The organism is Pseudarthrobacter sp. NBSH8 (genome assembly GCF_014217545.1).
Lineage (GTDB): Bacteria > Actinomycetota > Actinomycetes > Actinomycetales > Micrococcaceae > Arthrobacter.
The window spans coordinates 2560980-2576624 of record NZ_CP043178.1 but is presented as its reverse complement, the minus strand read 5'-3'; the positions used below and the strand labels follow the sequence as shown (position 1 = coordinate 2576624).

The 15645-nt window shown below is 66.7% G+C and carries 15 protein-coding genes; 11 read left to right on the top strand and 4 right to left on the bottom strand.

Annotation, left to right across the window (positions count from 1 at the left end; translation table 11 throughout):
* Positions 1 to 46 precede the first annotated feature (46 nt).
* Both FYJ92_RS11840 and FYJ92_RS11835 read right to left on the bottom strand, forming a co-directional pair.
* Positions 47 to 679 (bottom strand): isochorismatase family protein, encoded by a 633-nt coding sequence (locus tag FYJ92_RS11840; protein ID WP_185260906.1) that lies wholly within the window; start codon positions 677 to 679, stop codon positions 47 to 49.
* Complete coding sequence (locus FYJ92_RS11835; RefSeq protein ID WP_185260905.1) at positions 679 to 2007, bottom strand: nicotinate phosphoribosyltransferase; 1329 nt, start codon at positions 2005 to 2007, stop codon at positions 679 to 681. Before FYJ92_RS11835 ends, FYJ92_RS11840 begins: the two co-directional genes overlap by 1 nt.
* 111 nt (positions 2008 to 2118) lie before the next feature.
* Here FYJ92_RS11835 and clpS point away from each other — a divergent pair, with 111 nt between their 5' ends.
* From clpS to rdgB, 6 genes are all read left to right on the top strand, one after another.
* The gene (gene clpS / locus FYJ92_RS11830; protein WP_185260904.1) at positions 2119 to 2511 is read left to right on the top strand and encodes an ATP-dependent Clp protease adapter ClpS; all 393 of its coding nucleotides are present in this window, start codon (positions 2119 to 2121) and stop codon (positions 2509 to 2511) included.
* Entirely contained in the window at positions 2504 to 3070 is a 567-nt protein-coding gene (locus FYJ92_RS11825) for a DUF2017 domain-containing protein (RefSeq protein ID WP_185260903.1), read from the top strand. The genes clpS and FYJ92_RS11825 overlap by 8 nt, the downstream gene beginning before the upstream one ends.
* Before the next feature lie 69 nt (positions 3071 to 3139).
* The gene (gene murI, locus FYJ92_RS11820; protein WP_185260902.1) at positions 3140 to 4207 is read left to right on the top strand and encodes a glutamate racemase; all 1068 of its coding nucleotides are present in this window, start codon (positions 3140 to 3142) and stop codon (positions 4205 to 4207) included.
* A complete protein-coding gene (locus FYJ92_RS11815) occupies positions 4204 to 5001 on the top strand; it encodes an MBL fold metallo-hydrolase (protein ID WP_185260901.1) in 798 nt (265 codons plus the stop codon). Before murI ends, FYJ92_RS11815 begins: the two co-directional genes overlap by 4 nt.
* A gap of 87 nt (positions 5002 to 5088) precedes the next feature.
* Entirely contained in the window at positions 5089 to 5847 is a 759-nt protein-coding gene (gene rph / locus FYJ92_RS11810) for a ribonuclease PH (protein ID WP_185260900.1), read from the top strand.
* Between the two features lie 11 nt (positions 5848 to 5858).
* Positions 5859 to 6515 carry an RdgB/HAM1 family non-canonical purine NTP pyrophosphatase gene (gene rdgB, locus FYJ92_RS11805; protein ID WP_185260899.1) on the top strand — a complete coding sequence of 219 codons (657 nt, stop codon included), beginning with the start codon at positions 5859 to 5861 and terminating at the stop codon, positions 6513 to 6515.
* A gap of 102 nt (positions 6516 to 6617) precedes the next feature.
* Here the strand turns inward: rdgB and FYJ92_RS11800 are convergent, their stop codons facing one another.
* Positions 6618 to 7391 carry a DedA family protein gene (locus FYJ92_RS11800; protein WP_185263779.1) on the bottom strand — a complete coding sequence of 258 codons (774 nt, stop codon included), beginning with the start codon at positions 7389 to 7391 and terminating at the stop codon, positions 6618 to 6620.
* A 126-nt stretch (positions 7392 to 7517) separates the two neighbouring features.
* Between FYJ92_RS11800 and FYJ92_RS11795 the strand changes: the two genes are divergently transcribed.
* Entirely contained in the window at positions 7518 to 8510 is a 993-nt protein-coding gene (locus FYJ92_RS11795) for an exonuclease domain-containing protein (protein WP_185260898.1), read from the top strand.
* A gap of 123 nt (positions 8511 to 8633) precedes the next feature.
* Positions 8634 to 9152, top strand: coding sequence for a DUF4395 domain-containing protein (locus FYJ92_RS11790; RefSeq protein WP_185260897.1), 519 nt, complete (start codon positions 8634 to 8636; stop codon positions 9150 to 9152).
* Here FYJ92_RS11790 and FYJ92_RS11785 read toward each other — a convergent pair.
* Positions 9139 to 10221 (bottom strand): ADP-ribosylglycohydrolase family protein, encoded by a 1083-nt coding sequence (locus FYJ92_RS11785; RefSeq protein ID WP_185260896.1) that lies wholly within the window; start codon positions 10219 to 10221, stop codon positions 9139 to 9141. The genes FYJ92_RS11790 and FYJ92_RS11785 overlap by 14 nt on opposite strands.
* Positions 10222 to 10364: 143 nt before the next feature.
* On the opposite strand from FYJ92_RS11785, the gene FYJ92_RS11780 reads away from it, so the two are divergent.
* The 3 genes from FYJ92_RS11780 to FYJ92_RS11770 all read left to right on the top strand — a co-directional run bounded on the left by FYJ92_RS11780 (position 10365) and on the right by FYJ92_RS11770 (position 15600).
* Positions 10365 to 11273: an MIP/aquaporin family protein gene (locus tag FYJ92_RS11780; protein ID WP_185260895.1), complete on the top strand. Its 909-nt coding sequence runs from the start codon at positions 10365 to 10367 to the stop codon at positions 11271 to 11273.
* A gap of 71 nt (positions 11274 to 11344) precedes the next feature.
* Positions 11345 to 12526: an exonuclease SbcCD subunit D gene (locus tag FYJ92_RS11775; protein WP_185260894.1), complete on the top strand. Its 1182-nt coding sequence runs from the start codon at positions 11345 to 11347 to the stop codon at positions 12524 to 12526.
* Positions 12523 to 15600 carry an AAA family ATPase gene (locus FYJ92_RS11770; RefSeq protein WP_185260893.1) on the top strand — a complete coding sequence of 1026 codons (3078 nt, stop codon included), beginning with the start codon at positions 12523 to 12525 and terminating at the stop codon, positions 15598 to 15600. Before FYJ92_RS11775 ends, FYJ92_RS11770 begins: the two co-directional genes overlap by 4 nt.
* The last annotated feature ends 45 nt before the right edge of the window (positions 15601 to 15645 follow it).

Here is a 15645-nt window from a genome sequence, read left to right as displayed (position 1 = left end):
GGCCACGCTTGTTGTAGGTCCTGTATCAGGCGGCTGGTGCCAGGCGTCAGGAGACTTCGACGCCGCCGAGCTCCATCTCGGCGACGGCATCCTCCAGGTCCTCGGCGATGCCGGCGGTCAGTGAACGGATGACCGTGACGGAGTAGCCGGCCTGGACCGCATCCAACGAGGTGGCCATGACGCAGTAGTCGGTGGCGATCCCCACTATGACAACATCCTCAACGTCATGGCTTTGCAGCCAGTCGTCCAGCCCGATGGCGTTCTCCGCCGGCGCGTAGGCAGCTGCGTCAGCGGGCATGGCACCAGGCTGGCGTTCGCCGGTGGGGACGGCGTCCTCAGGGGCCAGCAGGCCCTCAAAGCCGGAATACGCCGCGGTGAACTGGCCCTTCTGGAAGTAGGCCTGAATGTATTCGGTGTCCAGGTCCGGATGGAGTTCGGCTCCGCGCGTGCCGGCGACACAGTGCCGGGGCCAGCTGTCCTTGAGGTCGGGCGTGTCGGAAAAATGTGCCCCGGGATCGATGTGCCAGTCCTGGGTGGCAACAATGTGGTCGAACTCGTTGTGGTGGGCGTCCACGTACTCGCTGATGGCCCCGGCAGTATCGGCACCGCCGGCCACGGCCAGGGAGCCGCCCTCGCAGAAGTCGTTCTGCACGTCAACGATGATCAGGGCGCGGGACATCAGTTCTCCTCGTAGATGGTGGGGATGGCAGGCTCGCCGCGCTGCAGGCGGTTGACGACGCCGGGCAGTTCGGCCATGGTGTCCGCGTGCCGCTGGCGGGCGCGGACCACACCCTCGTGTCCGGTCCAGCCCGGCAGCAGTTCGCCGTTCTTCATAAACTGCTGAAGCAGCGGCCGGTCGTTGCCGTCGTCTTCGGGACGGTGGCCGATGCCCACAATTTCCTGGGTAGCCACCCCCCGCTCGTTTAGCTTGCGCAGTGCATACTTCCGTCCGCCCTTGCTGGTTTTGTTCTTGGCCGCCTTCGCCACGGAGACGAAGGTGCCGGCGTCGTCGGTCCGGCTGACGAGCTTGTAGACCATGCTCGCTGTGGGTGCCCCGGAGCCGGTGACCAGGGACGTGCCCACCCCGTACGAATCCACCGGTGCGGACTGCAGTGCGGCGATGGCGAATTCGTCCAGGTCCGAGGTAACCACAATCTTAGTGTTCACATTGCCGAGCTCGTCCAGCAGCTGCCGGACCCACTGGGCCTGGGCCACGAGGTCCCCGGAGTCCAGCCGGACGCCGCCCAGTTTGGGCCCCGCCAACTCGACGGCGGCACGCACCGCCGCTTCGACGTCGTACGTGTCCACGAGCAGCGAGGTGCCGGGACCGAGGGAGGCGATCTGCGCCTCAAAGGCGTCCCGCTCGGTGTCATGCAGGAGTGTGAAGGAGTGCGCGGCGGTGCCCACCGTTTTGATGCCGTAGCGGATGCCGGCCTCGAGGTTGGAGGTGCTGTCGAAGCCGGCGATGACGGCGGCGCGGGCGGCCGCGGCTGCCGATTCCTCGTGCGTGCGGCGGGACCCCATCTCGATGCAGGGCCGGTTGCCGGCCGCGGTGATCATGCGGGATGCGGCGGAGGCGATGGCACTGTCATGGTTCAGGACCGAAAGCAGGTACGTCTCCAGCATGCAGGCTTCGGCAAACGTTGATTCGACAATCAGAATGGGGGAGTTGGGGAAGTATGCCTCGCCCTCCGGGTAGCCCCAGATGTCACCGGAAAACCGGTAGTTCGCCAGGTAGTCCAGGGTGTCCTGGTTGACCACGCCGGTCCGGCCCAGGAAGTCCAGCTCCGCTTCGCCGAACCGGAAGTCGGCGATGCCTTCCAGCAGGCGGCCCGTCCCTGCCACAATCCCGTATCGCCGGCCGTCGGGCAGGCGTCGGGCAAAGGCCTCGAAGACGGACCGGCGGTGCGCGGCGCCCGAATGCAGGGACGCCTGCAGCATGGTCAGTTCGTAGTGGTCTGTGTAAAAGGACGTGCGGGGATGGTCCCAGCCGGCGGAGGTACTCACGAAATTCACTCTAGTCCCCGCCGGCTCCCCCGTCTCGCTTCGCTTCGCCGCGGGGCCCTCGCCAGTATGGGCCCATCCGGCGTGGGCCCATACTCCCCATAGAATGGACAGATGACCTTAAGCGTTGCGCTCGGCCCTGATACACAGGAGGGCACCCGGACCGGGACAGAGTCGTCCACCGACTCCCTGACCGCCCCGGACATCCCTTGGAACCTGGTGATCTGGAACGATCCCGTCAACCTGATGAGCTATGTCAGCTATGTCTTCCAAAGCTATTTCGGCTACTCCGAGTCCAAAGCCAACAAGCTGATGATGGAAGTCCACAAAAAGGGCCGGTCCATTGTTGCCCACGGCAGCAAGGAACAGGTGGAGCGGCATGCCGTGGCCATGCACGGTTTCGGCCTCTGGGCCACCGTGGAGAAGGCCGACGGCGGGAATGGTGGAAACTCCAGAAACACAGGAAAATCCGGCGGGTCCGGGCAGGGCAAGGGGAAACGTGGCTAAGGCATTCAAATACGGGCTCAAGGGCATCGCCGGGTTCCTGGAACCCGCCGAACGTGAACTGCTCCGCAGCCTGATCGATGACGTCATCTCCATGCTCCAGCCGGCCGAACACGCCAGCCAGGATCCGCTGGCCGCCCTGATCGGACTGGACATGGACGTCCAGGAACCGACGGACCGTGCGGTTAAGCGGTTGCTGCCCAACGTGATGAAGAACGACGACGGTGCGTCCCTGGAGTTCCGCCAGCTCACCGAGCGCTCCTTGCGGGAAACCAAGATCGGCGCGCTGCGCGCCGCCGCGCTGGACCTGGACAAGGACGAGGTGGTCCTCACCGCAGAAGGGGCCGGGCTCTGGTCCATGGCATTGAATGATGTGCGCCTGGTGCTGGCGGAGCGCCTGGACATCCGGGATGAAGAGGACGCCCAGCACGTGCACCTGATGCAGGACTGGTCCCAGGCCGAGGACGTGGAAAGCTACCTCGCCCTGGTGTACAACTTCACCACGTGGCTGCAGGAGTCCCTCGTCCAGGCCATGCTCCAGTCCCTGGATTCCCGGGCCTGAGCTGCTGTCCCGTTCCGGGATAGCACCGCCAATGTGACAAATTTGACATGAGTCGGACGCCACAATGTGATGGCTGCGGCCCCGGGGAAGACCTATCCTCGAATAATCATGACTACAGCCTCGAGCATGGATCCGTCAGACGCAGTCGCATCGGACTCCGCAGCCAGCAGCACCACCGGCCAGGTGGGGTCCCGCCCCATCGGCGTCTTTGATTCCGGTGTCGGCGGACTGACTGTGGCGCGTTCCATCATCGACCAGCTCCCCAACGAGTCCATCCTCTATGTGGGGGATACCGCCAACGGACCCTACGGGCCGTTGCCCATCGCCGAAGTCCGTGCGAACGCACTCGGCGTGATGGACGAACTGGTGGACTCCGGCGTCAAGCTGCTGACCATTGCCTGTAACTCGGCGTCGGCCGCGGTCCTGCGGGACGCCCGCGAGCGGTACACCGCGAAGTATGGCATTCCCGTCATCGAGGTGATCCAGCCGGCCGTCCGGCGGGCCGTCGCCGCCACCAGGAGCGGGCGTATCGGCGTCATCGGTACCTCTGCCACCGTTGGTTCACGGGCTTATGAAGACACGTTTGCCGCCGCGCCGGATCTGGCGATCACGTCCGTGGCCTGCCCGGAGTTCGTGAGCTACGTGGAGGCCGGGATCACTACCGGACCCGCACTGCTGGCCATCGCCGAGGAATACCTGGCGCCGCTGAAGGCAGCCGGCGTGGACACCGTGGTGCTGGGCTGCACGCACTATCCGCTGCTGACCGGCGTCATTTCCTTCGTGATGGGCGACGCCGTAACTCTGGTGTCCAGCGCCGAGGAAACGGCCAAGGACGTGTACCGGGCCCTTGCCACCCACGATCTTCAGCGTACCGCCGCGACACCCCCGGAACACCACTTCATCGCCACCGGTGACGCTGGCCAGTTCGAAACGCTGGCCCGCCGGTTCCTGGGCCCGGAGGTCCTGTCCGTCCGGCACGTGGACCACGTGGCGGCCCAGTACCCCACCGGCAGCCTGGCGCGGATCACCCCCGAGATGATCGCCGCCGCGCAGGCCGCCAGCGCCCGGCAGTCGTCGTCGGGACCCAGGATTTCGAACTTTGTCGGCGCCCGCCGCGCCGGAAATCCTGTCCTGTGAAGCTCACCATCGTCGGCTGCACCGGCTCCTTTCCCGGCCCCGGCTCGCCGGCGTCCTGTTACCTCCTGACCGCCACCGACGGCGAGCGGACCTGGAAGATCGTGATGGACCTGGGCAGCGGAGCGCTGGGCGCCATCCAGCGCTACACAGACCTTGAAGACATCGACGCGATCTTCCTCACCCACCTGCACCCGGACCACTGCATGGACCTGTGCGGGCTGCACGTGGCGGTCCGCTGGAAGCCCGGCGGCTGGGGACGCGGCAGGATTCCGGTCTGGGGGCCGGCCGCGACGGCGGACCGGATGGCCACCGCTTACGGCCTGGAGCTGGATCCGGGGATGCGCGAGGAATTCGACTTCACGAACTGGATTGAACGGGAGTCCGTCACCGTGGGGCCGTTTACTGTGACGCCGTTCGCGGTGAACCACCCCGTGGAGGAGGCCTACGCCCTGCGGGTGGAAGTGACCGAACCGGACAAGCAGGGCAACCCGGTCAGCCGGGTCCTGACGTATTCCGGGGATACCGATTCATGTGCCGGGCTGGAGGAAGCGGCAAAGGACTCTGACCTGTTCCTGTGCGAGGCCGCGTTTGAAGAAGGCCGCGACGACGACATCAAGGACGTCCACCTGACCGGAAAGCGCGCCGGTCAGGCGGCGGAGAGCGCAGGCGCACGCCGGCTGCTGCTCACGCACATCCCCGTCTGGACATCGCCCACCACTGTTATGGCCGAAGCGCGCCCCGTATTCGGCGGCGATGTGGCCGTTGCCGTGGCCGGTGTGCACTACACCGTCTGATCCAATACTTCTCCGGTCCGCCGCCCTGCGTGGTCGGCTGCCCTGGCTGCGGCGGGGCTGCTCGCCGCGAGTCGATAAGCTAAAGGCATGACTTCTGAATCAACCGCAGTGCCCGTAGTGCGCGCCGATGGCCGCGCCCCCGACCAGCTCCGCCCCATCAGCATCACCCGCGGATGGTCCAAGCAGGCCGAGGGATCGGCCCTCATCGAGTTCGGCAACACCAGGGTCCTGTGCACGGCGTCCCTGACGGTGGGAGTGCCGCGCTGGCTCAAAGGTGAAGGCCGCGGCTGGGTCACGGCCGAGTACGCCATGCTTCCCCGGGCCACCAACACCCGTTCGGACCGCGAGTCCGTCAAGGGGAAAATCGGCGGGCGGACTCACGAGATTTCCCGGCTGATCGGACGATCGCTGCGTTCCATCATTGACACCAAGGCCCTGGGCGAAAACACGATTGTCCTGGACTGCGACGTCCTCCAGGCCGACGGCGGAACCCGCACCGCGGCCATCACCGGCGCCTACGTGGCCCTGGCTGACGCCATCCGGTTCGCCCGCGACAACAAACTGATCGCCAGGAACGCCCAGCCCCTGATCGACACGATCGCAGCCGTTTCGGTGGGCATCATCGACGGCGTGCCCATGCTGGACCTGCCCTACGTTGAGGACGTCCGCGCCGAAACCGACATGAACGTGGTGGTCACCGGCTCCGGGAAATTCGTTGAAGTCCAGGGCACCGCCGAGGGCGCACCCTTCGACCGCGACGAGCTGGACCAGCTGCTGGACCTTGCCCTCCTGGGCACCACGGCGCTGGCGGCGATCCAGCGCGAAACTCTCGCAGACGCACTGTGAACCCGAACGCCGTGAACGCAGAATCCGCTAGCGCGCCGGTGCTTCGCCTCGTCCTGGCCACGCACAATAAGGGCAAGCTCAAGGAGCTCCGCGAGTTGCTGCGCGGGCAGGTCCCCGGGCTCGACGTCGACACCCAGGTGGTGGACGCTGCGGCGGCAGGGGCGCCCGACGTCGTCGAAACCGGTGTGACGTTCGCCGAGAATTCGCTGTTGAAGGCGCGGGCCGTGGCCGAGGCTACAGGCCTGGTGGCCATTGCCGATGATTCGGGGCTGGCCGTGGACGTGCTGGGCGGGGCGCCGGGAATCTTTTCCGCGCGCTGGTCTGGCCGGCACGGTGACGACGCCGCCAACCTGAGGCTCCTGCTGGACCAGCTCGCCGATGTCCCGGACGGGCACCGGGGGGCCGCGTTTGTCTGCGCTGCGGCCCTGGCGGTTCCGGGACCCGGTGCCGGGAGCAGCGAAGTGGTGGAGTACGGCCAGCTTGAGGGGACCCTCCTGCGCGAACCCCGCGGTGAGGGCGGCTTCGGCTACGACCCCGTGCTGCAGCCGGCCGGCGAGGACCGCAGCTGCGCTGAATTGTCGGCGGCTGAAAAGAACGCGATCAGCCACCGAGGACAGGCCTTCCGGGCCCTCCTGCCGGCCATCGTCGACGCACTGGCACGGCAGTAAGGCCCTACCGGAAAACGCCTTAACAGCTAAGGGAGCCCCACTATGGTGGGGCTCCCTTAGCTTTGCCTTGGATGCAGCGCCGCCCGGCAGCGCTGCTAGGAGCTAGTCCAGGTTAGTCTTGCGCTCCTCGTGGGGAGCGTGTTCCTCAATGAATTCGTCGACGGCATCGGTGCCGAATGTGGCGGCCTGGCGCTTGGCCGAGAGGCCGCGAAGTACTTCGATGCCGATCGGAATCACGGACACGAGCACAATGACGATAAAGATGATGTCCAGGTTCTCCCGGACCCACGGGACCCTGTCACCGAGCAGATAGCCCAACAATGTGACGCCGCTGCCCCACAGGACCGCGCCTATCACGTTGAACAGGAAGAACTTTTTCTTGTTCATCTGGGCTACGCCGACGATCACAGGCACGAAGGTCCTGATGATCGGCACGAAGCGGGCCAGGATCAGGGCCTTGCCGCCGTGCTTTTCGAAGAAAGCGTGGGCGTTCTCAACGTTTTCGCGCTTGAAGAGGCGGGAGTTCGGCTTGTTGAAGATGGCGGGGCCGGCCTTGGAGCCGATCAGGTAGCCGGTCTGGTTGCCGATGATCGCGGAAATGGTGATCAGGAGCGCCAGGAGCCAGACATTGAACTGGATGGTGTCCGTTGCCACAAGCAGCCCTGCCGTGAACAGCATCGAGTCCCCGGGAAGAAAGAATCCCACCAGCAGGCCCGTCTCCGCGAAGACAATTCCGCAGACCAGCAGCACCACCCAGGGCGCGAGTGCGGGATCGGCCAGGAAAATCTGGGGGTTCAGCCAGTCGGGCAGGAAGGAGGCCAGCTGCGGCTGGACCGGTCCTGCACCACCCAGCATGGGCGCGGCAAGGTCGCTGATCGCAAGAAAGTTCACCTCCTCAGGGTACTTGACGCACATGGGCGTCCCGGCGTCGGACGCGTGATCTGCGCGACAGGGCCGCCCCGGTGACACGGAGCGGCCCTGTCCGGCGGTAAAGTATGGGCCGTGGGTTTGGACTTTACGGCGATCGACTTCGAGACGGCCAATGGCTTCCGGGGTTCACCGTGCGCTGTTGGCCTGACGAAAGTCCGGGGCGGGCGGGTGGTGGATGAGGCGTCGTGGCTGATGCGTCCGCCGGTCAACCACGACCACTTCGAGTACCACAACGTCCGGGTCCATGGCATCAAGGCCACGGACGTGGCCGGCCGTCCCCGCTTCGGTGAGCTGTTCCCGGAGATTGGTGCCTTTATCGGGACCGACATCCTGGCGGCGCATAACGCGGCCTTTGACCTGGGCGTGATCCGGTCCGGGCTTGAGGTCTCCGGCCTGCCCGGGCCTGCCTACGACTACGTCTGCACGGTGATGCTGGCCCGGCGCTGCTACTCCCTGGTCTCCAATTCCTTGCCGTTCGCCGCGGAGGAAGCCGGCGTGCCGCTGGTCAACCATCACGACGCTGCAGAGGACGCACGGGCCTGCGCCGGCATCCTGATCGATATCGCTGCGCGGAACAATACCAACAGCATCGCCGAGCTCTACCTGTCGCTGGGTCTGGTGCTGCCGCATCAGGAGGCTTTTGACCCGGCGCACGATGTCCTGTCCAAAGCCAGCCTTACCGCACTTGCCGGCGCCGCTGGTGGAAACAGCGCAGCGCTGGTCCGCCCGTTCCTGTCCGGGTGGCCGGAGGAGGGCGACAACCCAGTGCCCAATGCCGACGCCGAACCCTCCCATCCGCTGTACGGCCAGACCGTTGTCTTCACCGGCGAGCTCTCCATGGCCCGGCCGGAAGCGAAGGTGCGTTCGGCCGAGCTGGGTGCCCGGCCGGAAAGCCGGGTGACGGCCCGCACCACGGTGCTGGTGGTGGGTGACGGCTTTGTGGCCGCGGACCTGAGGTCCGGCAGGCTGACCGGCAAGGCCCGGCGCGTCCTGGAGCTCCACGACCGCGGCCAGCCCATTGAAGTGCTCTCCGAAGGCGAGTTCCTGCAGATGGTGGGCGGCTGAGCCGCACTGGTTGTCCGCCTGCGGAGATTTTGGCTGCGGAGATTTTGGCTGCGCGACCCGGCCCGGCGTTCATCCGGCGCAACAAATCTTCCCTGCGGGAGGCCCGGCTCCTAGCCTTACAGGATGAGCAAACTAATGCACGGCCAAACAACCGGAATCAACTGGTCCGCCGTGTTCGCCTTTCCCAACCCCGTCAACGAGTACGCAGCCCGGATCACCGCCGGCCTGGTGGTGCTGCTGGCAGGCGCCACAGTGCTGAGCGGGTCCGTGTGGGGACTGGTGCTGATCGCCGCAGGCTTCTGGCTGCGCGTTCTCTTCGGGCCACGGATCTCGCCGCTGGCCCTGCTCTCCGTCAAGGTGCTGGCGCCGCGGCTGGGCAGCGCACGCCTGGTTCCCGGACCGCCCAAGCGTTTTGCCCAGGGCGTGGGAACGGTGGTGTCCACTACGGCGCTGATCCTGTTCCTTGCCGGTGCCGCCCCCGCAGCCTGGATTGCGCTCGCGGTTCTCATTGCGGCTGCCTCGCTGGAGGCCTTCGCCGGATTCTGCCTGGGCTGCGCCATCTTCGGCGTGCTACAGCGCCGGGGCCTGATCCCGGAGGACATCTGCGAGGCCTGCAACAACCTCCAGCTTAGGCGGCCGTAACGCCCACCAGCAGATCGGCCATGCCGCGGATGATGTCCGGCCCTTCGAGGGCGTCGAGCCATTCCGGGGGCAGGCACTCTTCGCCGTAGTAGGCGCCCAGGATGTTTCCCGCGATGGATCCCGTGGAATCACTGCCACCGCTGTGGTTGACGGCCAAGGCAATCGCCGCCCGGAAATGGTCTTGCGGCGACAGTGTGGAGTCCGCACCAGGCGCTGTCGCCAGGACCGCGTAAAGCCCGACGGCGAACGCCTCCTCCGCGGCCCGGCCCCCGCCGAGCTGCCGAACCAGTTCCTCCGGTGTAAGGATGCCTTTTCCCGCGCAGCGGATGGCCGCTCCAAGCCGCTCGGGAAGTTCCGCCGCCACATCCTTCAGGCCACGCACCTCCTCCAAGACCGCCGTCGCGGCGTCCGCCAGGCTGTCGCCGGCCACCAGGCGGTGGATCAACAGGCTGAAGCTGCCGGCACTCTGCCGGGCGGACGGATGGCCGTGTGTCAGAGAGGCGGCGTCGGCACTCAACTTATAGACGGCGTCGGACGCTATGTAGGGAATCAGGCCGAACGGTGCGGACCGCATCACCGTTCCGCGGCCCTTCGAGTCCGAGTTCACGGGCCGGTAGACCGTTCCCATTTCACCGGTGGCCAGCCCGCTGATGCACGTTTCTTCCGGCGCGCGGCGGTGCCGCAGCACCTCGTTGCCGTCGATCCACCGCGCCGGCTGCGCCGGGGCATGCGGCGGCGCAGACTCACCTTGGGTGTCCAACCAGCGGAGATAAGCCAGCCACACGCAGGCGTTCGCATCGGCGCCCACGCCGTCATTGGCCCATTCGAGCACCTCCACCAGCCCGTCCACCGTGTACAGCGTCATCTGTGTGTCGTCCGAAAAGTGGCTGCCGCCGTCGAGCCCTGCCAGGTCCGTCAGGCCCGCCGGGCCGAAGCGCTGGCGGATGGCCTCGATCGAGTCGGACTCCACCGCGTAGCCCAGCGAGTCGCCCAACGCCCCGCCCAGGAGGCAGCCGTGGATGCGGGACTTCAGCGGGGGCGCGGCGATGGCGCCCGGTTCGATGCTCATAACAGTAAATTTACCGTGGGGCGGCGGTGGAACGCGCCGGAGGTGCCACGCCGTCCGTCCACTAAGCTCGGACTCAGCCAACGCCCAGAATCCCTTGGCAGAATGCAAAGGCACCAAACCCCAACGATAAGGATTGCCCCACCATGACCACGCCTGTGCCCGTCCACCGTGTTCCCGCCTCCGGGCTGACTGCTGGCAGCGGTGCCGAGATCCGGCACGGGCTGGTGTCCAGGCTGTCTGCGGAAGCTTTTGGCAGCCTTTTCATCGTGGTGGCAGGGCTGGGCGTCCCGCTGTTTTCCATCCCGCAGTCCAGCCCGCTGCCTGCCGCGCTTGCAGCAGGCCTCGCGGTGACCGCGGCGATGCTGGCCTTCGGCTATGTTTCCGGCGGACACTTCAACCCGGCGGTGACTGTGGGCCACGCCGTCGCCGGCCGGATCCGGCTCGGTGACGCGGCCGCGTACATCGGCGCGCAGTTGGTGGGCGGGCTCCTCGGTGCCCTCGCCCTCTTCGGCATCTTGCGGACCCTGCCGGGCATCCAGGACAGCCGCACGGCGTTCGACACCGTGACCGCCGGATTCGGCGAACATTCCATCATCCAAGCGCCCCTCGCCGGCGTGCTCCTGTTGGAAGTACTCGGCGCCGCCATCCTGGTCGCAGTCTTCCTGGGCACCACCGCGCGCAACAACATCAACAAAACGGCAGCTGCAGTTGCCGTGGGCCTCGCCTTCGCCGTCCTGTTGCAGCTGGGCCTCTCCGTGGGCAACGCGCCGTTCAACCCCGCCCGCGCCACTGCCTCGGCCCTCTTCAGCTCCAGCTGGTCCCTTGAGCAGCTGTGGCTTTTCTGGGTTGCTCCCTTGGCAGGCGCGGCCATCGCCGGGCTGGTCTTCCGTGGGTTCGCTGAGCCGGTTGATGCAGGTACGGCCTCGGCCGCTGGCGGGTCAGTGCCTGACGACAGCGACGCCGACGTTGAGGATTTTGGCGACGAGGATGTTGACGTCGATGCCGACGTCGCCGACGAGGCCCAGGAATTCTTCGACGGAAAGCGCGGCTAGCTGGCCCGTCCGGGCCACGGCCTGTTGCGGCGGTTTCCTAAACTGTCGGTGGCAGCCGCTAGCGTAAGAATATGCGGTTATTGCACACATCGGACTGGCACTTGGGCAGGTCCTTCCATGGCGTCGGGATGCTGGACGCCCAACGGTCATTTGTTGATCAGCTCGTCAGCGCCGTCACGGAAAACGCGGTCGACGTTGTCCTGATCGCCGGCGACGTCTACGACCGCGCCCTGCCCGGCGTCGACGTGGTAGGGCTGTTGGATGATGCCTTGGTGCGGCTGACAGCGGCCGGTGCCACGGTGGTGCTGACATCAGGCAACCACGACTCCGCCATCCGGCTGGGCTTCGCTTCCCGGCTGCTGGAACGTGGCGGCGTCCACCTGCGGACCAGGCTGGCGGACCTGGACCAGCCAGTTGTACTGCCGCTGGGAGCGGGTGACCGCGCTGCTTCTGGCGCCGTCCTGGCCATCTATGGAATCCCCTGGCTGGAACCGCGCCTCGTCGCCGAACAACTCGGCGCAGAAACCGCCAGCCACTTCGAAGTCACCCGCGCCGCCACTGACCGCATCCGGGCGGACCTCGCGCAGCGCAACGCTGCGGGAACAGTCCATTCGGTGGTCCTCGCCCACACGTTCGCCAGCGGCGGGATCAGCTCCGACAGCGAGCGGGACCTCAGCATCGGGGGAGTCGGAGCCGTGCCCCTGGACCTGTTCGACGGATTCAGCTACACCGCGCTGGGGCACCTGCACGGCCGGCAGACGCTGTCGCCGCAGGTCAGGTACTCGGGATCGCCCCTGGCCTACTCGTTTTCCGAAGCCAAGCACACCAAGGGAAGCTGGCTGATCGACGTTGGCCCGGACGGTGTGACCGGCGTATCGGAACTGACGTGGGAAGCCCCGCGGAAGCTGGCCGTGCTCCGCGGCGAAATCTCGGAACTCCTGGAGTCCGCAGAGCATTCCTGGGCCGAAGGGGCGTACTGCCAGATCACGCTCACGGATGACCAGCGGCCCGCACAGGCCATGGAGCGGCTGCGGGTCCGTTTTCCGGACACGCTGGTCCTCGGGTTTGATCCGCAGGGCGGCGCCGTCAAGGCGTCCAAAAGCTACAGCAGCCGGCTCGCCGAAGCCCAGGATGATCTCTCGCTCTGCTGCGGATTCCTCGATCACGTGCGGGGGCGGGACGCGGACGACGCCGAGCAGTCGGCTATCGCGGCGGCGCTGGATAACGTCCGCCTCAGGGAGGCATCGCTATGAGGATCCACCGCCTTGTCATCTCCGCCTTCGGGCCCTTTGCGGGCACCGAGGAAATCGACTTCGACAGGTTGAGCGCCCACGGACTCTTCCTCCTCAACGGACCTACCGGAGCAGGGAAGACCAGCGTGCTGGACGCTGTCTGTTTTGCGCTGTACGGATCCGTGCCGGGGGCGCGCCAGGAGGGCAAGCGTCTGCGCAGCGATCATGCCGAGCCTTCGCTGGGGCCGGCGGTCACCTGCGAGTTTTCGGCCCAGGGCCGCCATTTCGAAGTCGCCAGATCGCCGGCCTGGGATAAACCCAGTGCCCGGGGTAAAAACGGCTTCACCACACAGCAAGCCAAAACGCTCCTCCGGGAACGCATCAGCGGAACGTGGACGGAGCGATCCGGACGCAATGATGAAGCCGGCGCCGAAATTACCGCCCTGCTGGGAATGGACCGGGAACAGTTCACCCGCGTGGTGATGCTGCCGCAGGGCGATTTTGCCGCCTTCCTGCGGTCCAAGGCAGCCGATCGCCTGGAACTGCTGCAGAAGCTCTTTGGCACCCAGCGGTTCGAAGCCCTGGAACAGGAGCTGTCGGCGCAGGCCCAGGCCGCGCGGAACGATGTTGCCCGGCTGAACGGAGAACTTGGGCTGCTGGCGGCGCGGGCCGAAGCTGAGGCCGCTGCGCTGGCCATTGATGATTCTGCGGCTCCTGCCCAGGAAGAGTCGGCTGACCGGATCGAATGGCTGCAGGAAACCGTGGCCCACCGCGCAGGCGAACTGGCTGCGGCGGCGGAGGCCGCAGCGGCCGTCAGTAAGCACTCGTCAGGCCGGCTGGAGAACGAGTCCGCGCGGCGGGAGCGCCACCGCAAGCTGGCAGCCGCCGAGGCCCGGAAGGCAGCCGCTGAGGCAATGCTGCCCTCGCTCGAGCTCCATGGCGTCCGGCTCGAACAACACCGCCGCGCCGAGGTGCTCACGGGTCAGCTACAGTCTGTCCAGTCCAGCCAGACCCAGGTCCGGCACGCGGCAGGGGCCATGGAATCCGCCATCACTCTGCTGCGGATGGCCGCGGATGAAGACCCCGAACTGGGCCAGCTGGACCTTGGCGCCTTGGATGCAGACCACGGCGATGCCGGGCTCTCTGCCGACGGGGCACTTGACGTTGGGGGAGAGCTCAGCCGCCTCAGGTCACTGTTGGCCGTTGTGGAAGCCAGGTTGCCGGACGAAGAACGCCTCCATTCACTGGTTGCCAGGCGCGCCGCGCTCACCACGAAGCAGCAGGAACTCACCCAAAAGGACATTGACCTTGGCGTTTCGCTGCAGGGCCTCCGCGCGGAGCAGGAATCCCTGACGGCAGGCCTGGAGGCGCTGGCGGAACTGGCATCAGCAGCCACGCTCCATGACAAGGAAGCCGCTGCGGCCGGGGAGCTTCTTGACGTCGTCCGGCGCTGCGCGGCTGCACGCGCGGCGCAGGCGCTCGCCACGGAGCGCCACTCGGCGTCCCGGGAGATCCAGCTCGAGAAGAAACTCCGATGGCTGGATCTGCGCGAGGAAAGACTCGCCAACGCCGCCGCCGAACTCGCTGCCCAGCTGGCCGAGGGCGAGGCCTGCCCCGTTTGCGGCAGTGCGGACCACCCGGCTCCCGCGGAGGCTGCGGCGTCAGCGCTGGGCCTCAGCCAGGCTGAGGAAGCTGCCCAGCAGGAGCATGAGGCCGCAGAGACAAATCTGGCAGCGCGGGCCCGTGAGTTGGGCGACGCGAACCAGTATGTGGCTGTCCTTGAAAGCCAGGGCGGGGACATGCCCGAAGCGGATGCGCTTGCGGCCTTCGCGTCCGCCCGCACCGCCGCCGGCGAGTCGCAGCTGGCGGTGAAAAACCTCGCGGACCTCCGGCAGCAGCTTGAGGCCGCGGAGGCCCGAATGGCGGCAGCGGATTCCGCCAGGCAGAGCGCAGCATCCGAACTCGCACAGGTCACCGCTGAATTGTCGGGACGGGTGGACCAGCTGGCGTCCCTTGACAGCGCACTCTCTGCGCTGCGAGGCGGTCACCGCAGCCTCACGCAGCGGCTGCGGGCGCTGCAGGATGCCGCCGCCACGTTGGAGAAGACCGTGGAGGCCCAGGCATTGCTCAGCAGAGCCAAGGCCAGGGCCGAGGAAGCACGGATCCAGCTTGAACTGGCGTTACCGGACGCTGGCTTCGGCTCGGCGGAGGTGGCCCGCGCACAGCTTCTTTCGAATGCTGATGCTGCTGCCTTGCAGGCCGAGGTCCGGGCCGGCCAGGACGAACAGGCGCGGATTGCCGAGCTGTTCGCATCCGAGGAGCTGCTGCTGGCACTGACTGAAGAGGCAGCCCATCCCGTGGTGGACGAAGACCTCCTCGCTGACCTGCAGGCCGCCGCGGAGAAGGCCGGACAGGAAGCACGGGCTGCCGATCTCGCCGCCGGCATGGCCGCGCGCTGTGTGGAGGCGCTAGCCGCTGTCCGCAACGACTACCAACAGCTGGCCGGTTCCGGGCGCGTTCCCAGGGAACGCGCCCGGCTGCTGACAGCCCTGGCTGATACCGCAGCCGGCCGTGGAGACAACACCTACCGCATGAGCCTGAACAGCTACGTCCTCGCGGCACGGCTCGAACAGGTGGCCTTGGCTGCTTCCGAACGGCTAGTCGCCATGAGCGATGGCCGCTACCTGCTCCAGCATTCAGACGCCAAGGCCGCGCGCGGCGCAAAATCCGGGTTGGGGCTGGAAGTGGTGGACCAGTGGACCGGGCACCGCCGGGATACTTCTACGCTTTCCGGCGGCGAATCCTTTATGGCGTCCCTGTCCCTCGCCCTGGGGCTGGCAGACGTTGTGCAGCAGGAATCCGGTGGCATCCAGATCGAGACGCTTTTTGTAGACGAGGGTTTCGGCAGCCTGGACGAACAATCCCTGGAACAGGTCATGGATGCCCTCGAAGGCCTTCGCGACGGCGGGCGCGTTGTGGGTCTGGTCAGCCATGTGGGGGAGATGAAACAGCGCATCGGAACCCAACTCCAGGTCCTCAAGGGTCGGAACGGTTCCATGCTCCGCATTTCCGACGCCGCCGAGGCGCTGGTGTGACTGCGGCCATGCCGGGCTGGACTGGGCCAAACCGGCCTATATGAT